At 72.6% G+C, this 20,384-nt stretch carries 17 protein-coding genes; 11 read left to right on the plus strand and 6 right to left on the minus strand.

Translation table 11 applies throughout. The features are described from left to right. The 3 genes from ACT2CW_RS32235 to ACT2CW_RS32245 are packed head-to-tail and all read right to left on the minus strand — an operon-like array spanning position 1 to position 4,792. Positions 1-933, minus strand: a complete 933-nt coding sequence (locus ACT2CW_RS32235) for a hydroxymethylglutaryl-CoA lyase (protein ID WP_445519163.1) — start codon at positions 931-933, stop codon at positions 1-3. Further along, positions 933-3,080 (minus strand): acetyl/propionyl/methylcrotonyl-CoA carboxylase subunit alpha, encoded by a 2,148-nt coding sequence (locus ACT2CW_RS32240; RefSeq protein ID WP_445519211.1) that lies wholly within the window; start codon positions 3,078-3,080, stop codon positions 933-935. The genes ACT2CW_RS32235 and ACT2CW_RS32240 overlap by 1 nt, the downstream gene beginning before the upstream one ends. A 59-nt stretch (positions 3,081-3,139) precedes the next feature. Continuing rightward, positions 3,140-4,792, minus strand: a complete 1,653-nt coding sequence (locus tag ACT2CW_RS32245; RefSeq protein ID WP_445519164.1) for a carboxyl transferase domain-containing protein — start codon at positions 4,790-4,792, stop codon at positions 3,140-3,142. 102 nt (positions 4,793-4,894) lie between these two features. Between ACT2CW_RS32245 and ACT2CW_RS32250 the strand changes: the two genes are divergently transcribed. The 3 genes from ACT2CW_RS32250 to ACT2CW_RS32260 all read left to right on the plus strand — a co-directional run bounded on the left by ACT2CW_RS32250 (position 4,895) and on the right by ACT2CW_RS32260 (position 7,759). Beyond that, the gene (locus ACT2CW_RS32250; RefSeq protein WP_445519165.1) at positions 4,895-5,518 is read left to right on the plus strand and encodes an SACE_7040 family transcriptional regulator; all 624 of its coding nucleotides are present in this window, start codon (positions 4,895-4,897) and stop codon (positions 5,516-5,518) included. A gap of 130 nt (positions 5,519-5,648) precedes the next feature. Beyond that, a complete protein-coding gene (locus ACT2CW_RS32255; RefSeq protein WP_086884053.1) occupies positions 5,649-6,806 on the plus strand; it encodes an acyl-CoA dehydrogenase family protein in 1,158 nt (385 codons plus the stop codon). 59 nt (positions 6,807-6,865) lie between these two features. After that, entirely contained in the window at positions 6,866-7,759 is an 894-nt protein-coding gene (locus tag ACT2CW_RS32260; RefSeq protein WP_164436606.1) for an acyl-CoA thioesterase, read from the plus strand. Positions 7,760-7,814: 55 nt separating this feature from the next. Here the strand turns inward: ACT2CW_RS32260 and ACT2CW_RS32265 are convergent, their stop codons facing one another. The 3 genes from ACT2CW_RS32265 to ACT2CW_RS32275 form a co-directional block, all read right to left on the minus strand. Next, positions 7,815-8,624: a phosphatase gene (locus ACT2CW_RS32265; protein WP_375792364.1), complete on the minus strand. Its 810-nt coding sequence runs from the start codon at positions 8,622-8,624 to the stop codon at positions 7,815-7,817. A 310-nt stretch (positions 8,625-8,934) separates the two neighbouring features. Continuing rightward, entirely contained in the window at positions 8,935-10,344 is a 1,410-nt protein-coding gene (locus ACT2CW_RS32270) for a DEAD/DEAH box helicase (protein ID WP_445519166.1), read from the minus strand. A gap of 97 nt (positions 10,345-10,441) precedes the next feature. Continuing rightward, the gene (locus ACT2CW_RS32275; RefSeq protein ID WP_020871138.1) at positions 10,442-10,645 is read right to left on the minus strand and encodes a cold-shock protein; all 204 of its coding nucleotides are present in this window, start codon (positions 10,643-10,645) and stop codon (positions 10,442-10,444) included. A 296-nt stretch (positions 10,646-10,941) separates the two neighbouring features. On the opposite strand from ACT2CW_RS32275, the gene ACT2CW_RS32280 reads away from it, so the two are divergent. The 8 genes from ACT2CW_RS32280 (at position 10,942) to ACT2CW_RS32315 (ending at position 20,197) form a co-directional block, all read left to right on the plus strand. After that, positions 10,942-11,241, plus strand: coding sequence for an SCO5918 family protein (locus ACT2CW_RS32280; RefSeq protein ID WP_445519167.1), 300 nt, complete (start codon positions 10,942-10,944; stop codon positions 11,239-11,241). Between the two features lie 147 nt (positions 11,242-11,388). After that, the gene (locus ACT2CW_RS32285) at positions 11,389-11,760 is read left to right on the plus strand and encodes an ArsR/SmtB family transcription factor (RefSeq protein WP_037953097.1); all 372 of its coding nucleotides are present in this window, start codon (positions 11,389-11,391) and stop codon (positions 11,758-11,760) included. A 3-nt stretch (positions 11,761-11,763) separates the two neighbouring features. After that, positions 11,764-12,396 (plus strand): SRPBCC family protein, encoded by a 633-nt coding sequence (locus ACT2CW_RS32290; RefSeq protein WP_414081485.1) that lies wholly within the window; start codon positions 11,764-11,766, stop codon positions 12,394-12,396. 190 nt (positions 12,397-12,586) lie between these two features. Then, positions 12,587-13,519, plus strand: coding sequence for an alpha/beta hydrolase (locus tag ACT2CW_RS32295; RefSeq protein ID WP_445519168.1), 933 nt, complete (start codon positions 12,587-12,589; stop codon positions 13,517-13,519). Further along, complete coding sequence (locus ACT2CW_RS32300; protein ID WP_445519169.1) at positions 13,512-14,870, plus strand: acyltransferase family protein; 1,359 nt, start codon at positions 13,512-13,514, stop codon at positions 14,868-14,870. Before ACT2CW_RS32295 ends, ACT2CW_RS32300 begins: the two co-directional genes overlap by 8 nt. Positions 14,871-14,880: 10 nt before the next feature. After that, complete coding sequence (locus ACT2CW_RS32305; RefSeq protein ID WP_445519170.1) at positions 14,881-16,236, plus strand: sensor histidine kinase; 1,356 nt, start codon at positions 14,881-14,883, stop codon at positions 16,234-16,236. Further along, positions 16,233-16,910 (plus strand): response regulator, encoded by a 678-nt coding sequence (locus ACT2CW_RS32310; protein ID WP_445519171.1) that lies wholly within the window; start codon positions 16,233-16,235, stop codon positions 16,908-16,910. The genes ACT2CW_RS32305 and ACT2CW_RS32310 overlap by 4 nt, the downstream gene beginning before the upstream one ends. Positions 16,911-17,428: 518 nt before the next feature. Continuing rightward, a complete protein-coding gene (locus ACT2CW_RS32315; protein WP_445519172.1) occupies positions 17,429-20,197 on the plus strand; it encodes a glycosyl hydrolase family 65 protein in 2,769 nt (922 codons plus the stop codon). The last annotated feature ends 187 nt before the right edge of the window (positions 20,198-20,384 follow it).

The raw sequence follows: 20,384 nt of genomic DNA on the forward strand, positions 1-20,384 counted from the left end.
TCAGATCTCCTTCTGGGAGAGGGCGCGGACGGTGCGGGACGGGCTGGGCCGGCCCAGATGCCGGGCCATCCACACGCTGGTGGCGGTGAGACGGCCGATGTCGACCCCGGTCTCGATGCCGAGGCCGTCGAGCATCCACACGAGGTCTTCGGTGGCGAGGTTGCCGGTGGCGCTCTTGGCGTACGGGCAGCCGCCGAGGCCCCCGGCGGAGGCGTCGACGGTGGTCACGCCGTGCTCGAGCGCGGCGAGGGTGTTGGCGAGTGCCTGGCCGTAGGTGTCGTGGAAGTGCACGGCCAGCCGGGCGTCGGCGACGCCCGCCTCGTTGAGCGTGTCCAGCAGCTCCCGCACATGGCCCGGGGTGGCCACGCCGATGGTGTCGCCGAGGCTGATCTCGTCGCATCCCATGTCCATCAGGCGGCGGCTGACCGAGACGGTCTGGGAGATCGGGACCTGGCCCTCCCACGGGTCGCCGAAGCACATGGACAGATAGCCCCGCACGGCCGCGCCCGCGTCCTTGGCCTTGGTGACGACCGGCTCGAACATCTCCAGCGCGCCGTCCACCGTGCGATTGAGATTGGCCTTGGCGAAGGACTCCGTGGCGCTGGCGAAGACGGCGATCTCGCGCGCGCCCAGCGCGAGGGCGCGGTCCAGCCCCCGCTCATTGGGCACGAGCACGGGGAGCCGGGCGTCCACGTCGTCGATGAGCGGCATCAGCTCCTCGGCGTCGGCCAGTTGGGGCACCCACTTGGGGTGGACGAAGCTGGTGGCCTCGATGGTGGTGAGACCGGCCTCGGCGAGCCGGTGGATGAACTCAGCCTTGACCGGCGCCGGGACCAGCGCCTTCTCGTTCTGGAGTCCGTCCCGGGGGCCCACCTCGTGGATCCGGACCCGGGTGGGCAGCCCGGGGGCGGGGACGGTCATGGGGAGGGTCATCACTCACGCTCCTCGCTCTGCTGCGGCTCATGCGGGGTGACGACCGCCAGCAGCTGATCCATGGCGACCGTGCTGCCGGGGGTCACCTCGAGCTCGGTGACGGTGCCGTCGTGCGGGGCGGAGATGAGGTGCTCCATCTTCATCGCCTCGACCACCAGCAGGCCCTGACCCGCGGTGACCTCGTCGCCGACGGCCGCCTTCACGACGGTGACGGTGCCGGGCATGGGCGCGGTGAGCTCCCCGGCGTGCGCCGTCGCGGCCCCGCCGCGCAGCGCCTCCTCCACGGGGTCGTGCCCGACCACACGCCAGGCGTCCCCGTCCCGCCCCAGCCAGTGGCTCGCGCCGTGCCCGGCATGCCGGAAGCGGTGGGTGACCCCGCCGAGGTCCAGCAACACGGAGCCCTCTTCGAGGGCAATGAGCCGCGCCCGCACGGCGGTGGTCCCGGCCGCTGCCGGGCTGCCGTCAGCGTGCTCGATGCGGAGCTCCGCGTCGTGGGCGCGGCCGCGCACGCGGACCGTGACCGGGGGGTGGCCCGCCACGCGGAGGCGGTGGACCGTCCAGGCGGGGGCGCCGCCGAGGCGCCAGCCGGTGGGCACCGAGAACGGGTCGACCCAGACGTCCGGGGCCGGGCCGCCGAGGCCGGGGCCGGCGGGCTCCGGGCGCCCGCCGGAGCCGCCGCCGCGCGGGGCGGCGGGCTCCAGGGCCGCCTGGCGCAGCAGGGCCGCCGTCGCGTAGACCTCCTCCGGTATGGCCGCCGGGATCAGCTGGGCCGCCGCGCGGTCGACCAGGCCCGTGTCGAGCTCGCCCGAGGCGACCGCGGGGTGGGCGGCCAGCCGGCGCAGAAAGCCGGTGTTGGTGTCCACGCCGAGGACGGTCAGGGAGCCGAGGGCGGCGCGCAGCCGGCGCAGGGCGGTGGGGCGGTCGGGGCCATGGGCGATGACCTTGGCGAGCATCGGGTCGTAGACCGTGCCGACCTCGGTGCCCTGGCTCAGCCCGGAGTCGACCCGCACCCCCTCGCCCGCCGGTTCGTCCAGCGCCAGCACGGCCCCGGCCGAGGGCAGGAAGTCCACCCGGCCGTCGGCCGCCGCGCGGGCGGTCTCGGCGCAGATACGGGCCTCCACGGCGTGGCCCGCGAAGGCGATCTCGTCCTGTCCGAACGGCAGCGGCTCGCCCGCGGCGACGCGCAGCTGCCACTCCACCAGGTCCAGACCGGGCCGCCCGCCGACCGACACCGTCAGCTCGGTCACCGGATGCTCCACCTGGAGCCGGGTGTTCATCTCCATGAAGCAGTACGCCGACGGATCGGCACCCGGGACGATGAACTCGACCGTCCCCGCGCCCACATAGCCGCAGGACCGGGCCGCCGCCACCGCGGCCTCGCCCATCCGCGCCCGGGTGGCCTCGTCCAGCAGCGGGCTGGGCGCCTCCTCGATGATCTTCTGATGGCGGCGCTGCAAGGAGCACTCGCGCTCCCCGAGGTGGACCACGTGTCCCCGACCGTCCGCCAGCACCTGGATCTCGATGTGCCGGGGCCGGTCGATCCAGCGCTCCACCAGCAGCGTGTCATCGCCGAAGGCGCCGCGCGCCTCCCGCCGGGCGGCCGCGATCTCGTCGGCGAGCAGCGCCTCGTCGCGGACGAGCCGCATGCCCTTGCCGCCGCCGCCCGCCGAGGGCTTCAGCAGCACCGGCATCCCGATCTCCCGGGCGGCGGCGGTGAGCTGCTCGTCCGTCAGCCCGCTGCCCGAGGAGCCCGGCACCACCGGCACCCCGGCCGCGCGCACGGTCTCCTTGGCGCGGATCTTGTCGCCCATCAGCTCGATGGCCCCGGCGGGCGGGCCGATGAAGGCGAGCCCGGCGTCGGCGCAGGCGCGGGCGAACGCCCCGTTCTCCGCGAGGAAGCCGTAGCCGGGGTGGACGGCCTGGGCGCCGGTGCGCGCCGCGGCCTCCAGCAGGCGCTCGATGGACAGATAGCTCTCCGCGGCCGGCGCGGGGCCGATCCGCACCGCCGTGTCCGCCTCGCGCACATGGCGGGCGTCCGCGTCGGCGTCGCTGTAGACGGCGACCGAGCGGACCCCGAGCCGCCGCAGGGTGCGGATGACGCGCACGGCGATCTCACCGCGGTTGGCCACCAGGACGGTGTCGAACATCGCGGGCGACGGGCCGGTCGCCTTCGTACCGCTCATGCCACTCATCGGGTGCATCCCCCTCACATCCGGAAGACGCCGTAGCCGGGCGCCGCGGGCTCGGTGGCCGTACGGCCGGGCAGCGGTGCGTTGGCGCAGGCCGTAAGAGCGAGGCCGAGCACCGTGCGGGTCTCCAGGGGGTCGATCACACCGTCGTCCCACAGCCGGGCGGTGGCGTAATAGGCGTTTCCCTGCGTCTCGTACTGCTCGCGGACCGGGGCCCGGAACGCCTCCTCGTCCTCGGCGCTCCACTCCTCACCGCGCGCCTCCATCTGGTCGCGCTTGACGGTGGCGAGCACGGAGGCGGCCTGCTCACCGCCCATCACCGAGATCTTGGCGTTGGGCCACATCCACAGGAAGCGCGGCGAATAGGCCCGGCCGCACATCGAGTAGTTGCCCGCGCCGTAGGAACCGCCGATGACGACCGTGAGCTTGGGGACGCGGGTGCAGGCCACGGCGGTGACCATCTTGGCGCCGTGCTTGGCGATACCGCCCGCCTCATAGCTGCGGCCCACCATGAACCCCGAGATGTTCTGGAGGAAGACCAGGGGGATGCCGCGCTGGTCGCACAGCTCGATGAAGTGGGCGCCCTTCTGGGCCGATTCGGAGAACAGGATGCCGTTGTTGGCGACGATGCCCACCGGGTGGCCCATGATCCGCGCGAAGCCCGTGACCAGCGTGGTGCCGAACTCGGCCTTGAACTCGGCGAACCGCGAGCCGTCCACCACCCGCGCGATGACCTCCCGCACGTCGTACGGCGTGCGCGAGTCGACCGGGACCGCCCCGTAGAGCCCCGCCGGGTCCACCGCGGGCTCCTCGGAGGGCTCCAGCGGCCACGGCGGCGACCCCTGCCGCATCGGGGACGGCGGCAGGGTGGCGACGATGGAGCGGACGATACGCAGCGCGTGGGGGTCGTCCTCGGCGAGGTGGTCGGTCACGCCCGAGACCCGGGAGTGGACCTCGCCACCGCCCAGCTCCTCCGCCGAGACCACCTCACCGGTGGCCGCCTTCACCAGCGGCGGCCCGCCCAGGAAGATCGTGCCCTGCCCGCGCACGATCACGGCCTCGTCGCTCATCGCCGGGACATACGCCCCGCCCGCCGTGCAGGACCCCATCACGGCCGCGACCTGCGGAATCCCGGAGCCGGACAGCCGGGCCTGGTTGTAGAAGATCCGCCCGAAGTGGTCGCGGTCCGGGAAGACCTCGTCCTGCATGGGGAGGAAGGCGCCGCCGGAGTCGACCAGATAGACGCACGGCAGGTCGTTCTCCAGCGCGACCTCCTGGGCGCGCAGATGCTTCTTCACCGTCATTGGGTAGTACGTGCCGCCCTTGACCGTGGCGTCATTGGCGACCACGACCACCTCGCGGCCCGACACCCGCCCGATCCCGGCGATCACCCCCGCCGCCGGGGCCTGGCCCTCGTACATCCCCTCGGCCGCGAGCGGTGCCAGCTCCAGGAACGGTGAGCCCGGATCCAGCAGGGTGTCCACCCGGTCGCGCGGCAGCAGCTTGCCGCGCGCGGTGTGCCGCGCCCGCGCCTTCTCCCCGCCGCCCAGCCGCGCCACGGCCAGCCGCTCGCGCAGCCGCGCGGCCAGCTCGCGGTGCCCGGCCTCATTGGCCTTCCAGGCGTCGGACCCCGGGTCGGCGCCGCTGCGCAGCGCCGGTGCCTGCTCCATGGCTACGAGCCCCCTCGCTCGGTCCCGCTCGGTACCGTTAGTGAACGTTAACTCTCTCCACCAGGTTAACGACCACTAACCCCGCTGTCTAGAATTGATTTCATGAGCACGCAAGCACCCGCCCCGAGCCGCCGCGAGCAGATCCTCAAGGAGGCCGCCCGCCTCTTCGCCGAGCGCGGCTTCCATGGCGTCGGCGTCGATGAGATAGGCGCCGCGGTCGGCATCAGCGGCCCCGGTCTCTACCGCCACTTCCCCGGCAAGGAGGCGATGCTGGCCGAGCTGCTCGTCGGGATCAGCGGCCGGCTGCTGACGGGCGGCAAGCGGCGGGCCGCGGAGGGGGAGGGGGCCGGGCGCGCCCCCGCGGAGGTGCTGGATTCGCTGATCGAGGGGCATATCGACTTCGCCCTCGACGACCGTCCGCTGATCATCCTCCACGACCGCGAGCTCGACCGGCTCCGGGACACCGACCGCAAGCTGGTGCGCTCCCTCCAGCGGCAGTACGTGGAGCTGTGGGTCGAGGTGGTGCGCAAGGTCTACCCCCGGCTCGCCGAGGCCGAGGCCCGCGCGTGTGTCCACGCCGTCTTCGGGCTGCTCAACTCCACGCCCCACCTCGGCCGCCCCGGAGCCCTCCCGGGGCGCGCGGCCACCGCCGCCCTGCTGCACCGGCTGGCCCTGGGCGCCTTCGACGGCGCCCATAGCGCGGACGGCTCTGGACAGGCTGGGTAACTGGCGGGTAGCTTTCACTGAGCAAGCGCTTAGGTGAGCGTTGCCAAGTCATCATCGAGGAATTCACGACGGCGGCCGGGCGGATCCGCGAGAACGGCGGCGGCTTAGCCGCGAGGAGGGCCGCGCCAATATGCGCCGTACGGTGTTCAACGAGGACCACGAGGCGTTCCGGGAGACCATCCGCGACTTCATCGCGGCCGAGGTCGTGCCGTACTACGACGAGTGGCGGGAGGCCGGCCAGGCCCCGCGCGAGTTCTACAAGAAGCTGGGCGAGCTCGGTGTCTTCGGCATCGAGGTGCCCGAGGAGTACGGCGGCGCCGGCGAGACCAGCTTCAAGTTCAACGCCGTGATCACCGAGGAGACCGCCCGCGCCGGGGTCAGCTTCGGTGGCAGCAGTGTCCACACCGCGCTGTGCCTGCCGTACCTCCTCAAGTACGCCAACGAGGAGCAGAAGCGGCGCTGGCTGCCCTCCTTCGTCACCGGCGACATGATGACCGCCATCGCCATGACCGAGCCCGGCACCGGCTCCGACCTGGCGGGCATGAAGACCACCGCCAAGCTCTCCGAGGACGGCACCCACTACGTCCTCAACGGCGCCAAGACCTTCATCACCGGCGGCGTCCTGGCCGACCGGGTGCTGGTCTGCGCCCGCACCGCCCCGCCCACCCCCGAGGACCGCCGCGGCGGCATATCCATCCTCGTGGTGGACACCAAGAGCGAGGGCTACGCGGTCGGCCGCAAGCTGGAGAAGCTGGGCCTGAAGACCTCCGACACCGCCGAGCTCTCCTTCACCGACGTCAAGGTGCCGGTGGAGGACCTGCTGGGCGAGGAGGGCAAGGCGTTCGGCTACCTCGCCCACAATCTGCCGCAGGAGCGCCTGGGGATCGCCGTCGGGGCGTACGCACAGGCCGCGGCCGCCGTACGGTTCGCCACCGAGTACGTCCGGGACCGCACCGTCTTCGGCCAGCCGGTGGCGTCGTTCCAGAACACCAAGTTCGTGCTGGCCGACTGCAAGTCCGAGGTGGACGCGATGCAGGCGGTCGTGGACCGGGCCCTGGACGCGCATGACGCCGGTGAGCTGACCGCCGCCGACGCCGCCTCCGCCAAGCTCTTCACCACCGAGCGCGCCGCCGTCGTCATCGACCGGTGCCTCCAGCTCCACGGTGGCTACGGCTACATGATGGAGTACCCCATCGCCCGGCTGTACGCGGACACCCGCGTCAACCGGATCTACGGCGGCACCAGCGAGGTCATGCGGTCCATCGTCGCGAAGTCCATGGGTCTGTGACGACCGTCATGACCAGTGGCAACAGGGCCGCAATCCGGGTCTGCAAGACTGCTTGAATCATGAATGACGCACTTCAGGGCCTTCTCGATCTGCTCGACCTCGAGCAGATCGAGGAGGACATCTTCCGCGGCACCAGCGACGCCGCACCCCTCGTCCCCAGGGTCTTCGGCGGTCAGGTCGCCGCCCAGGCCCTGGTCGCCGCGGGCCGTACCGTTCCCGCTGACCGCTTGGCGCATTCGCTGCACGCGTACTTCCTGCGGCCCGGCGACCCCGGGGCGCCCATCGTCTACACCGTCGACCGGATCCGGGACGGCCACTCCTTCACCACCCGCCGGGTGGTCGCCGTCCAGCACGGACAGCCGATCTTCCATCTCTCGGCCTCCTTCCAGCTGCACGAGGACGGCCTCGAGCACCAGGAGCGGATGCCGGACGTCCCCGACCCGCTCTCCCTGCCCACCGCCGAGGAGCTGCTGCCCCGCTACGAGCACCTCTTCCTCGGCCCCGGGGTGACCGAGCGGATGCTCCAGGCGCGGGCCGCGGTCGATGTGCGGTACGTGGACGAGCCGCCCTTCGGCAGCGTCGGACGGCCGCGCGAGCCCAAGTCGCAGGTTTGGTTCCGGACCAACGGCAAACTGGACGGCACCGCCGACCACCCCCTGCTCCACGTCTGCCTGGCGACCTATGTCTCCGACATGACGCTGCTGGACTCCATCCTGCTCGCCCATGGGCGCGGCGGCTGGGCGGTCGGCGACATCGTCGGCGCCAGCCTGGATCACGCCATGTGGTTCCACCGGCCGTTCCGGGTGGACGACTGGCTGCTGTACGACCAGGAGAGCCCCTCCGCGTCCGGCGGCCGCGGGCTCGCCAAGGGCCGTATCTTCACCGCCGACGGGCGGCTGGCCGTCTCCGTGATCCAGGAAGGGGTCATGCGGGTGCCGCGCGGGAAGAAATGAGCGCGGCGGGCGGCGGCCCGGAGCCGTCCGAAACCGGGCCGTCGGGACCAGGCCGTCAGAACTGGGCCGTCAGCCCCGCCGCGTCCAGCAGGTACGCCGTCATCGCGTCGTAGAACCTCGGGTTGGTGACGTGGTCGTCCAGCGGGACCACCACCGACAGCGTGCCCTCGGACTCGCCGAGGAAGAGCGCCGGGTCGTTGCAGTCCGCGTAGCCCACCGCGTCAATGCCCCGCTGCCCCGCGCACCCCGCCCAGCCGTGGTCGGCGACCACCAGATCGGGCAGCGGCCGCCCCTCGTGGGCCAGCCCGTCGAGGATCGCCGCCATGGGCGCGGGGGAGTGGGTGTGCCATAGCGTGGCGCCCCGCTCCAGCATCGCGACATCGCAGAACTGGAAGACATACCCCTCGTCCGCCTGTAGCCCGCCCGGGATCTCCACGATCTCGCATCCGGCTGCCCGCAGCGCCGCCGCCGTGGCCCGGTGGACCTCCAGCAGCCCGCCCGGGTGCCCGGTGGCGAACAGCACCCGCTCGCTCGCCTCCGCCGCCTTCCGCAGCACTGACGCCATCCGGTCCAGCGCGCCGATCGTCAGCTCCGGGTCGATGGTGTCCTGCCCCGAGCGGTGCTGCGGGTCGTCCACCACACCGCAGCGCTCGGCCATGACCGCCAGCACATCCTGCTCATCGGTCCAGCGGTCGCCCAGCTCCAGGCCGAGCCAGTAGTGGCGGTCGCCGTTCGCGAGCTTGCGGTAATGGGAGAGGTTGTTCTCACGAGGGGTGGCGACATCGCCCGCGATGCGCGTACGGACGAGATGGTCGATCAGTTCGGCACGGCTGGGCACGGCGCTGGGTATCGGCATGTGGCCCATTGTCGCCTCTCCGACGGGGGAATGGGGACATCCACCGCCGGTCGGGCGTGACACGCTCATGGCGAAATGCCGGACGTCCCCCCGGACCGCCACCGCCCGGGCCACGCGGCGGAGCCGCGCCATCCAGCCTCTCCAGGGCCCCTCCCGGCGGTAGCTGGGGGAGCTTGAGGAGCGGGGTCTGGGGGCGGAGCCCCCCATCCAGCCCCTCCGGCGCTTGAGGAGCGGGGTCTGGGGCGGAGCCCCAGTTTCGGGAAGGGGCGGGGAGGGGAGCAGCCCGCCGCAGGCGCCACGCCCCGCCGGAGGACGCCCCTCAACGGCGAGGCCGACGGCTCCTGGCGGGGCGACGGGCAGCCTTGCCCGCCCGGTGCGGCTGCGGCGGCACAGGCGCGCTGATGGTCACGGGCACACCGGACGGGTCCTGCGCGCCGGTAATACGGGCGAGTTCGGGGTCGGCGGAGTGGACCCGCGCGGTCCGGGGCGTAATGCCCGCGTCGGCCATCAGACGGACCATGTCCCGGCGCTGGTCCGGAGTGACCAGCGTGATGACGCTGCCGGATCCGCCCGCACGGGCGGTACGCCCGCCACGGTGCAGATAGTCCTTGTGGTCGGCGGGCGGGTCGACATTGACGACGAGATCGAGATCGTCCACATGGATGCCCCGGGCGGCAACGTTCGTGGCCACCAGCACCGTGACATGGCCGGACTTGAAGTGGTCCAGGGTCCGGGTGCGCTGCGGCTGCGACTTGCCGCCGTGCAGCGCGGCCGCCCGTACGCCGCTGGTCAGCAGATGACGGGTCAGCCGGTCGACGCCGCGCTTGGTGTCCAGGAACAGGATGACGCGCCCGTCCCTGGCGGCGACCCGGGTGACGACGGACCGCTTGTCGGTGTCCGCGATGTGCAGCACATGGTGCTCCATCGTGGTGACCGCACCGGCGGACGGGTCGAGCGAGTGCACGGCCGGGTCGTGGAGGAACTGGCGCACCAACTGGCTGATGTTGCGGTCGAGGGTCGCGGAGAACAGCAGGCGCTGGCCGTCGGCGGGGACCAGTCGCAGCAGCCGGGTCACCTGGGGCAGGAAGCCCATGTCGGCCATTTGGTCGGCCTCGTCGAGGACCGTGATGTCCACCTGGTCCAGCCGGCAGTCGCCGCGTTCGATCAGGTCCTGGAGGCGCCCGGGGGTCGCGATGACCACTTCCGCGCCGCCGCGCAGGGCCTCGGCCTGGCGGTTGATCGACATCCCGCCGACCACGGTGGCCGGACGCAGCCGCAACCGCCGGGCATAGGGGGTGAGCGCGTCGGTGACCTGCTGGGCCAGCTCCCGGGTGGGGACCAGCACCAGCGCGAGGGGACGGCCGGGCTCCGCGCGCCGCCCGGCGGTGCGGGCCAGCAGGGCGAGGCCGAAGGCGAGGGTCTTGCCGGAGCCGGTTCGGCCACGGCCCAGGACGTCCCGGCCGGTGAGGGCGTTGGGGAGGGTGGCCGCCTGGATCGGGAAGGGCACGGTGACGCCCTGCTGGGCCAGCTCCTTGTGCAGCTCCTCCGGCATGTCGAGCTCGGAGAACGACGCGACGGCGGGCAGCACCGGGGCGGAGCCGGGCGGCAGGGCGAATTCGTTTCCGCCCTCGTTTCCGCCGTTGTTTCCGCCGGTGGAGCGGGGGCGGCGGGGGCCGGCGGAACGGGAGGGCGCGGGTTTTTTGCGGTACGAGCGGGCTGAACGGCTCAATGCGGTGCCTTCTGCTGGGCGCGGTGTGCGGAAACGCGCACGAGCCGAGGCCCGCACCCCTTCAGGTACGGGCCCCGGCTCGTGACAGGGGCTGCGATCAGGCGGGAACGATGTTCTCGGCCTGGGGGCCCTTCTGGCCCTGGGTGACATCGAAGGTCACCTTCTGGCCTTCCTGGAGCTCACGGAAGCCGCTGGTGGCGATGTTCGAGTAGTGGGCGAAGACGTCGGCGCCGCCGCCGTCCTGCTCGATGAAGCCGAAGCCCTTTTCCGCGTTGAACCACTTCACGGTGCCAGTAGCCATGTCTTTCTCCTTCATATGGGGATCGGTCCGGAATGCGTGGGTAATGCATCCCGAGTCGCCGAAATGACCCCATCCGGAAATGACCGGCAAAAACAAGAAATGCGCCTGCGGCTACATACCGCCAGGCGCACACAAAGTCCATGGGTACCAAAACTGCAACTGAAGGAGAGCCTATCACGTACGGCTCCGGAACGGCGGGAGTCGGGTGGACGATTTTCCCGCCGGGGCTGTGCCCTCCCGCTTCGAGGTGTGACACGCTGGCGTTTCCGACACCCTTCTCTCCCCGTGGGGGCGCCATGCGCTGCATCATCGCCAACTTCGCCTTCAACCTGACCGCGCGCGAGGTGACGGACGCGATGAGTGGCGTCAGCCCCGAACCGATTACCGGCCCCTCGGTCCAGATCGGCGGCCAGCTCTACCCGGCCAAGCAGGTCGGAGCGGTGGTCACGCGCCAGGACCGCCGTGACTTCACGGCGGGAGAGGTGACCCGGGCCATGACGCGCCTCGGCTTCACCTGCCATCCGGCGCCCCCGGTCGCGGCGTCCGGCGTCGTCGAGACCGCCTCCGAGCTTCTGGGGAAGCCGACGGAGGGCTGACCCCCGCCGGGCCGCGCGGGCGCGAGGGCTCCGGGGCCGTGTGGGCGCGAGGACTCGGGGGTCGCGCGGGTGCGAGGGCTCCGGGGGCGCGCGGGGAAGTCATGTTAAGCGTTGACTTATATAAGCGGGGGCTGGCATAGTCCGGGCGTGCACGCACTCGATGTCCTCGGAGACCCCGTCCGGCGCCGGATATTGGAGCTGCTCGCCGAGGGGGAACGGTCCTCCGGCGAGGTCAGCTCCGTCGTCCGGGCAGAGTTCGGCATCTCGCAGCCGGCCGTCTCGCAGCATCTGCGGGTGTTGCGGGAGGCCGGATTCGCCTCCGTACGGGCCGAGGGCACACGGCGGTTGTACGCCGTCGAGGCCGCGCCCCTGCGGGAGGTCGACCGGTGGCTCGACCGGTTCCGGGGCTTCTGGGAGCAGCGGCTGGACGCGCTGGGGACGGAACTGGCGCGGGGCAAGCGGCAGCGGCGGCTCGATCAGGAGCGCGGCGGCGGCAGCGGAACCGATGCGGAGACATGACTCATGAGCGAGATCGTCGACCAGATCAACCACGTCCATCGCCAGGTCGGCACCCGTGAGGTGCCCGACGGCGAGGCCCGTACCGTCCTGCTGCGGCGCACCTACGACGCCGCGATCGAAGACGTCTGGGACGCGTGCACCGACCCGGAGCGGATCGGCCGCTGGTTCCTGCCGGTGAGCGGCGACCTGAAGCTCGGCGGCCACTACCAGCTGACGGGCAACGCGGGCGGCGAGATCCTGCGCTGCGAACCGCCGCGGCTGCTCGCGGTGAGCTGGCTGTTCGGCGAGAACCCCGGCTTCAGCGAGGTCGAGGTCCGGCTGACCGCCGAGGGCGAGGAGCGGACCGTCTTCGAGCTGGAGCACGTCGCCGTCGTACCGCCCGAGATGTGGGACCAGTTCGGCCCCGGCGCGGTCGGCGTCGGCTGGGACGGCGCACTGCTCGGCCTCACCCTGCACCTGACGGGCGAGGGCGCGCCCGCCGATCCGGAGGCATGGCAGGCGTCGGACGAGGCGCGGGAGTTCATGACCCGCAGCAGTGAGCGCTGGGGCGCGGCGTACGAGGCTTCGGGGGCCCCGGCGGAGGTGGTGGCGGCGACGACGCGCGCCACGACGGAGTTCTATGTGCCCGCGCGCTGAACTCTGTCCGTAAGGGCCGTAAGGTCGGCGGCGCTGTCCGTAAGAACGACGGCCGCCGTGAGCGCGGCCACCCCCTACCCGTCATACCTGGGAGCTACCCCGGAGATGCACTCCCCGGTGGGACGCCAACCACACGGCCCGCTCCATACCTTCCGTATTCACGACATCCGTTGGTACGGAAGGAACAGCCATGGCGTCCCGTCTTCGCCGCGCCCTGCTCGCGGCGCTCGTCACCGCCTCGGTGGTGGCGCCCCTGGTGGGGGCCGCCGGTCCCAGCGAGGTGCCCGCGCCGACGCCGGTGGCGCTCGGGCCGGTGCGCGTCGCAGGCCTTGAACACCGGTACGCGGCCAACCGGGAGGGGATCCGGGCGGCCGAGGTGATGGCCGCCCGGCACGGGGACCGCAAGCGGGCGCGGGCGCTGCGGAAGATGCGGGGGACGTCGCGGCACTTCCTGTCCTTCGACGGGCGGAACGGGGGCCGTGCCGTCGAGGTCTACGGGGATCTGGGCCGCGCCGCGCATATCGCCGTGCTGGTGCCGGGGTCGGACACCAACCTGGAGACATACGGCCGGTTCCGGGACGGGGCGCTCGCGCTGAGCCGTCAACTCGGGCGCCGTACGGCTGTCATCGGCTGGCTCGGGTACAAGACGCCCGGCACCGTGGCGCCGGAGGTGCTGACTACCGGCCGGGCCGCCGGCGCGGCTCCCCGACTGGCCGCGTTCGTACGGGAGTTGAACGCGGCCACGCCCCGGGCCCGGATCTCGCTCCTGTGCCACTCCTACGGCTCGGTGGTCTGTGCCCGGGCCGCCCGGGGGCTGAACGCCGCGGACATCGTCCTGTACGGCAGCCCCGGGACGGGGTACGACGACGCCCGGCAGCTGCACACCCGGGCCACCGTCTGGGCCGGGCGGGGCGGGAACGACTGGATCGGCGGGGTGCCGCATGTCCGGATCCCGCTGCTGGGCACGACCATCGGCTTCGGGACCGACCCGGTCTCCCGGCGGTTCGGCGCGCGGACCTTCGACGCGGGGGACGTCGGGCACAGCGACTACCTCAAGCCCGGGTCCGCCGCCCTGGTGAGCATGGGACGGATCGTGGAGGGCCTGGAGGGCCGCGATGCGTGAGTCGGCCCGGTTGAGTGAGACGTCCCGGCTGGGTGGTGACAAGACGCGGCTGAGTGACACGGCCCGGCCGCGTGGGACGGTCCGCGTACGTGACCTCGTCCGGCGGATCGAGGCCGCCACCCCGCCCGGTCGTGACCGCGCCGTGGACGGCCTGCGGGCCGTCGCCATCCTCGGCGTGGTGCTCGGTCACTGGCTGGTGACCGCTCTCGTGGCCGACAGCGGCACCCTGCGCGCGGCCAGCCCGCTGCTGTACCAGCCCGGACTCACCCCCGTCTCCTGGGTGTTCCAGACCCTCGCGGTGTTCTTCCTGGTCGGCGGGCAGATGGGCGCCAAGAGCCACGACAGCGCCCGCGCCCGGGGCATCACCTACCGGCGGTGGCTGCGCGCCCGGCTGGCGCGGCTGTTCCGGCCCGTGGCCGCCGTGCTGACCGTATGGGTCGTGGCGGCGGGGGCGCTGCTCGGCGCCGGGGTGAGCCTGCTGACCGTGTACACGCTGCTCAAACTCGCCCTGTCCCCGCTGTGGTTCCTGCTGGTCTACGCCGTGCTCACGGCCGTAACCCCGCTGGTGGCGCGGCTGCATCCGCTGTGGCCGCTCGCCGTCGTGCTCCATGTCGACCTGATCCGCTTCGGCTTCGACGGCCCCGCCTGGCTCGGCTGGGTCAACCTGGCGGCGGGCTGGCTGGTGCCGTACTGCCTGGGCGCCGCCTGGGGCCGCGGCAGGCTGCGCGGGCGGACGGCCGGGTGGGTGCTGCTGAGCGGCGGCGCGGCGGTCACCGCCGGGCTCGTCCTGCTCGGCGGCTATCCGGCGGCGATGGTCGGCGTGCCCGGCGCCCCGGTCTCCAACCTCAACCCGCCCACCCTGGCGGCCGTCACCTTCGGGCTCGCCCAGTGCGGCGCGGCCCTGCTGCTGCGCGGTCCACTGCGCCGGGTGCTGACGCGCCCCGCCGCGTGGGCGGTGGTGGCGCTGGTCAACCTCGCCGCGATGACCGTCTTCCTGTGGCACCAGACCGCGATGATGGCGGTCAGCGTGACCACGCTGCGGCTCGCCGGACCGCAGCCCGGGCTGCACACCGTGCCCGAAGGACCCGGCTGGGTGCTCGCCCGGCTGTGCTGGCTGCCGGTGTTCGCGGGGGCGCTGCTGATCTGCTGGGCGGCGTTCCACGCGTACGAGGCGGGGCGGCCACGGAAGGGCGGTGGCGGGGCCGTCCGCGGTGACGGCCCTGGAGTGGGCGGTGGCAGCCGGGTCGTTCGCGAGGGACGTCCCGGGAAGCGGGCGCAGCAACAGGCACATCAGGCACAGCTGGCGCAGCAGGCAGGTCAAGCCCGGAACGGGGAGCGGCGGAGTGTCTAGAGTCAAGGGCATGACAGGCGACAAGGTCGCGGACCGGCTGGCGAGCGGCCTGCGCGCCCTGCCGCGCACGGTGGGCGAGGCCCTGCGCGCGGTGCCGGGCATCCTGCGCGAGGACCTGTGGACGGTGGCGCGCGACCCGCTGCCGCGCATGCGCTGGCTGGGGCGGCTGCCCCATGGCCATGTGGTGTTGTTCGCGGTGCTCATGGCCTGGCTCGGCATGGCGCAGTTCCAGGAGCCCGCCCGCCCGGGGACGGCCCAGGACCCGCTGCCGATCCTCTGGTTCGTCGTGCTCGAAGCGCTGGCCGTCCAACTGGCGCTGACCCGCCCGATACCGGCGTGGTGGCTCTCGACCGCCATGCTGGCGGTGACGGCAACGGCCGTGGACGACCGCGTCCCCGCATATGTGCTCTACCCCTGGAACTACGGCCAGATCGCGCTGCACACCACCGTCCTGTTCCTCCTCGCGCTGCGGGTCCGCCCGCGGATCGCCGCCGAGGCGCTGGTGCTGACCCTGCTGGTGGGCGCGGTCACCTCGGCCCTCGCCTCCCAGCCCCACGACGACGGCCTCGATGACGCCATTACGGTCTTCACCACCGCCGTGGTGGTGGGCGCCGCGCTGCGCGGCCGCCGGGTGGCGCGGACCCGGCTGGTCGAGCAGGAGGAGCTCACCGCGGAGGAACGGGCCCGGCGCACCCTGCTGGAGGAGCGCAACCGCATCGCCCGCGAGCTGCACGACGTGGTCGCCCACCACATGTCGGTGATCTCCATCCAGGCCCAGGTCGCCCCGCACCTCGCCGAGAACCCCTCGGACGAGCTCAAGGAGAACCTCGCGGGCATCCGGCAGAACGCGGTCGAGGCGCTGGCCGAACTGCGCCGTGTGCTGGGCGTGCTGCGTTCCGAGGATGCCCTGGCCGACGGCGCCCGGCACGCCCCGCAGCCCACCCTGGACCGGCTGGACGAGCTGGTGGGCACGGTGCGGGGGACCGGGATCGCGATCCTTACCGATGTCACCGGGGAGCGGCGGGCGCTGCCGCCGGGCGTGGAACTGTCGGCGTTCCGCATCGTCCAGGAGGCGCTGAGCAATGTGATGCGGCACGCGCCGGGCGCCGAGGCGCGGGTCGAGTTGGGGTACCGGCGGCACGGGCTGACCGTCCGGGTCGTCAACACCGCGCCGGACCGGCCCGCTCCGCCCTCGCCGGGCGCCGGGCACGGGCTGCTCGGGATGCGGGAGCGCGCTGCGATGCTAGGGGGCGAGCTGACCACCGGCCCGACGCCGGACGGCGGTTACGAGGTGATCGCCGTACTGCCCACGGACCACCCTGCCCCGTCCGCCGCCGCGCCCGAGACCGCCGAGGACCCCGTATGACGACGACCATCCGCGTTCTGATCGCCGACGACCAGATGATGGTCCGCCAGGGCTTCACGGTGCTGCTCAACGCCGAACCGGACATGGAGGTCGTCGGCCAGGCCGTGGACGGGGCCGACGCCATCGCCCAGGTCGCCCAACTGGCGCCGGACGTGGTCCTGATGGACATACGGATGCCCGGGGTCGGCGGTATCGAGGCCACCCGCCGGCTCACCGAACCCGCCGACGCCACCGTCAAGATCCTCGTCCTCACCACCTTCGACCTGGACGAATATGTCTACGAGGCGCTGCGCGCGGGCGCGTCCGGGTTTCTGCTGAAGGACGCCTCGGCGGATGAACTGGCCCATGCGGTACGGGTGGTGGCGGCCGGTGACGCGCTGCTGGCGCCGAACATCACCAAGCGCCTGATCGGCGAGTTCTCCCGGGTGACCGCCGCCGCCCCGCGCGGGCCCCTCCAGGCCCGGGTGGGCGATCTGACGGAGCGCGAGACCGAGGTGCTCACGCTGATCGCCCAGGGGCTGTCGAACGCGGAGATCGCGGCGCGGCTGGTGGTGGCCGAGCAGACCGTGAAGACCCATGTGAGCCGGATCCTGTTCAAACTGGGGCTGCGCGACCGGACCCAGGCGGCGGTCTTCGCGTACGAGTCGGGGCTGGTACGCCCGTCGGCGTCCTGACGTGGTTCTCCCAGGGGAGGGGTGTCCGGCGGACCTTTCCCCTCCCCGCCCCTTCCCGAAACTGGGGCCCTGCCCCAGACCCTGGAGGACCGGGGCTGTGCCCCAGGCCCCGGAGACCGGGGCTGTGCCTCAGGGCCCGGATGGGTCGGGGTTGTGTCTCAGGGCCCGGGCGGGTCGGGGTTGTGTCTCAGGGCCCGGGCGGGTCGGGGTTGTGTCTCAGGGCCCGGGCGGGTCGGGGTTGTGTCTCAGGGCCCGGGCGGGACGGGGTTGTGCCTCAGGGCCCGGGCGGGACGGGGTTGTGCCTCAGGCTCCGGGGTCCAGGGGCGGAGCCCCTGGTATCGGGAAGGGGCGGGGAGGGGAGCAGCCCGCCGCAGGCGTCACTATTCGTCGGGCCGTGCGGGCGTTCTCGCATAGGGACTCGTGTTCAGGTATTGAAGGCATCGCGCCATCCATTGACCCGCCGCGTTCACCTCTTTATGGTCACTGCGACCGTCACCGGCGAACCACGACGGAGAACAATGACGTACTCCCCCCTCCGGCCGCCCCGGCCCGCCCGGCTGATCGCCCCGCTCCTCGTCTGCGGGCTGATCGCCGCCGTGCCCCCGGCGTCCGCCGCTCCCGAATCCGATCCCTCCGCGGCGGCCGACGCCACCGCCGGAGGGGACTGCACGCGCGGGCCGTCCGACGGCTGGGCGCTCTCCTCCAGCCGTATCGACCCCAAGGACAGCTCCCACGCGTATGTGGGCAACGGCTATCTGGGGCAGCGGGTGCCGCCCCAGGGGACCGGGTACTCCGGAGGGGGTGACAAGACCGGTTGGCCGCTGTTCACCCCCCGCTACGACGGCGCCTTCGTCTCCGGCCTCTACGCGCACAACGCGAAGACGACCGAGAACCGGCAGGTGGCCGCCGCCATCCCCACCTGGTCCACGCTGAACGTGGCCACCGGGGGCGACCGTTCGGAGACCTTCGGCTCCCAAACCTCCGCCGGGCGGATCTCCCACTACCGGCAGACGGTCTTCATGCGCTGCGGTCTGGTGCGGACCTCCCTCACCTGGACCGCGTCCGACGGGCGTGCCACCGACCTCACCTATGACATCGTCGCCGACCGCGCCAACGCGCACGTGGGCGCCGTAAGGATGCGGATGACCCCGCACTGGGGCGGGGACGCGACCGTCACCGATCTGCTCGACGGGCGTGGTGCGCGGCGGATGAGCGGGACCGGCGGTGGCGCCCATAAGGGCGGCACGGTCGATGTCGCCTTCCGTACGGATGGCACGAAGACCGACGGAGCCGTGGCCTCCACGCTGCGCCCCGGCCCGGGCGTCCGGGCGGCCGGGACGAAGCCGGACGGTACGAAGTCCGGCGGCACGGAAGCCGGTGGTGGTACGGACGCGGCGCGCGACCTGTCCGCGCGCCAGGGTCTCCGCTTCCCCGTACGCCCCGGCCGTTCCTATGAGTTCACCAAGTACGTGGGCGTGGACACCGCGCTGACCTCCCACGCCCCGCGCGCCGACGCCCTCGCCGCCTCCCGCCGCGCGGCGGACCAGGGCTGGGACGGGCTGTTCGCCGCGCACAGCGCCGCCTGGAAGCGGCTGTGGCGCTCCGACATCGAGGTGGCCGGGCGCCGTCAGCGCGACCTCCAGGACTGGGTGCGCTCCGCGCAGTACGGCCTGCTGTCCGCCACCCGCGCCGGCTCCCGGAACAGCATCTCCCCGACCGGGCTGAGCAGCGACAACTATGGCGGGCTGATCTTCTGGGACGCCGAGACCTGGATGTACCCCGGGCTGCTGGCCACCCATCCCGAACTCGCCAAGTCGGTGGTGGAGTACCGCTACAAGACCCGCGCCGGCGCCCGCGCCAACGCCCGCAAGCTGGGCTACCCCGGACTGTTCTACCCCTGGACCAGCGCGAGCAAGGGCGGGCTGTGGACCGAGTGCCACAGCTGGGACCCGCCGCACTGCCGCACCCAGAACCACCTCCAGAGCGATATCGCCGTCGCGGCCTGGCAGTACTACCAGTCGACGGGCGACACCCGGTGGCTGCGCGGACGCGGCTGGCCGGTGCTCAAGGGGATCGCCGAGTTCTGGGCCGGGCGCGCCACGCACAACGCCGACGGCAGCTACTCCATCAAGAACGTGGCCGGTCCCGACGAGTACAGCAACGGTGTGGACGACGCGGTCTTCACCAACGCCGGGGCCGCCACCGCCCTGCGCGACGCCGCCCGCGCCGCCCGCCTCCTCGGTGAGCCGGTGCCCGCCGCCTGGAACCGGATCGCCGACCGGCTGCGCATCCCGTACGACAAGAAGAGCCAGGTCTTCCAGCAGTACGACGGCTACAAGGGCTCGCTGATCAAGCAGGCCGACACGGTGCTGCTGATGTACCCGCTGGAGTGGCCGATGTCCGGTCAGGCGGCCGCCAGGACGCTGGACTACTACGCGGCCCGCACCGACCCGGACGGCCCGGCCATGACGGACTCGGTGCACGCCATCGACGCCGCCGCCATCGGCGAGCCCGGCTGCTCCACGTACACCTATCTCCAGCGCGCCATCAGGCCGTTCGTCCGCGGCCCCTTCGACACCTTCTCGGAGGCGCGGGGCGAGAAGGCGGGTGCGCAGGACCCCCTGTCCGGCTCCCCGGCGCAGGACTTCCTCACCGGTAAGGGCGGCTTCCTCCAGGTCTTCACCCACGGTCTGACCGGGATGCGGATGGACGAGGACGGTGTGCGGCTCGACCCGACGCTGCCGCCGCAGCTCCACGACGGTGTCACCCTGCGCGGGCTGCACTGGCGGGGCCGCACTTACGACGTGGCCATCGGCCCGCACGATACGACCGTAAGGCTGACGGCGGGCGCGCCGATGCGGATCGAGACCCCGCACGGTGGCGAGCGGGTCGTGAGCCGGGGCGCGCCCGCGGTGCTCAAGACCCGCCGCCCCGACCTCGAGCCGACCGACAACGTCGCGCGCTGCGGTAAGGCAACGGCGAGCACGGAGGAGCCCGGGATGTACGCGGGCGCCGCCGTGGACGGCAACGCGGCCACCGCCTGGGTGCCCGACGCGGCCGAGGGCACTCTTACGGCCGACCTCGGGCGCGCCGTGCGGCTGGCGAAGGTCAGCCCGGAGTGGACCCGTACCCGCCCCGCCTCCCACGAGGTGCGGACCTCGCTCGACGGCCGCCACTGGCGCGAGGGGACGACCGGCCCGGCCCGTTTCGTACGGGTCACCGTGCGGTCGGCGGACGACAAGAAGCGCGCGGGGATCGAGGAGTTGCGGGTGACGCGCGCCAAGTGAACCCGTGGGGGCCGGGACGCGCGGTCCGTGCACAGCGGGCGTGGTCCATGCACCGCGGACGTGGTCCATGCATAGTGGACGTGGTCCATGCACGCAGGATCAAGACAGTGTGCACAGGAGGCCAACGACATCCCGGCCCCGGCGGGCCCATGCTGATCAGTGACGGGTGAGCAGGGTTGCTACGGGG

The organism is Streptomyces sp. NEAU-174, assembly GCF_052665095.1.

Coding starts and splice junctions, on each gene's coding strand:
- ACT2CW_RS32290 (WP_414081485.1), top strand. CDS start 11,764: ATGAGCGAGATCGTCGACCAGATCAACCACGTCCATCGCCAGGTCGGC.
- ACT2CW_RS32275 (WP_020871138.1), bottom strand. CDS start 10,645: ATGGCTACTGGCACCGTGAAGTGGTTCAACGCGGAAAAGGGCTTCGGC.
- ACT2CW_RS32295 (WP_445519168.1), top strand. CDS start 12,587: ATGGCGTCCCGTCTTCGCCGCGCCCTGCTCGCGGCGCTCGTCACCGCC.
- ACT2CW_RS32315 (WP_445519172.1), top strand. CDS start 17,429: ATGACGTACTCCCCCCTCCGGCCGCCCCGGCCCGCCCGGCTGATCGCC.
- ACT2CW_RS32240 (WP_445519211.1), bottom strand. CDS start 3,080: ATGTTCGACACCGTCCTGGTGGCCAACCGCGGTGAGATCGCCGTGCGC.
- ACT2CW_RS32235 (WP_445519163.1), bottom strand. CDS start 933: ATGACCCTCCCCATGACCGTCCCCGCCCCCGGGCTGCCCACCCGGGTC.
- ACT2CW_RS32280 (WP_445519167.1), top strand. CDS start 10,942: ATGCGCTGCATCATCGCCAACTTCGCCTTCAACCTGACCGCGCGCGAG.
- ACT2CW_RS32300 (WP_445519169.1), top strand. CDS start 13,512: ATGCGTGAGTCGGCCCGGTTGAGTGAGACGTCCCGGCTGGGTGGTGAC.
- ACT2CW_RS32250 (WP_445519165.1), top strand. CDS start 4,895: ATGAGCACGCAAGCACCCGCCCCGAGCCGCCGCGAGCAGATCCTCAAG.
- ACT2CW_RS32265 (WP_375792364.1), bottom strand. CDS start 8,624: ATGGGCCACATGCCGATACCCAGCGCCGTGCCCAGCCGTGCCGAACTG.
- ACT2CW_RS32255 (WP_086884053.1), top strand. CDS start 5,649: ATGCGCCGTACGGTGTTCAACGAGGACCACGAGGCGTTCCGGGAGACC.
- ACT2CW_RS32260 (WP_164436606.1), top strand. CDS start 6,866: ATGAATGACGCACTTCAGGGCCTTCTCGATCTGCTCGACCTCGAGCAG.
- ACT2CW_RS32310 (WP_445519171.1), top strand. CDS start 16,233: ATGACGACGACCATCCGCGTTCTGATCGCCGACGACCAGATGATGGTC.
- ACT2CW_RS32305 (WP_445519170.1), top strand. CDS start 14,881: ATGACAGGCGACAAGGTCGCGGACCGGCTGGCGAGCGGCCTGCGCGCC.
- ACT2CW_RS32245 (WP_445519164.1), bottom strand. CDS start 4,792: ATGGAGCAGGCACCGGCGCTGCGCAGCGGCGCCGACCCGGGGTCCGAC.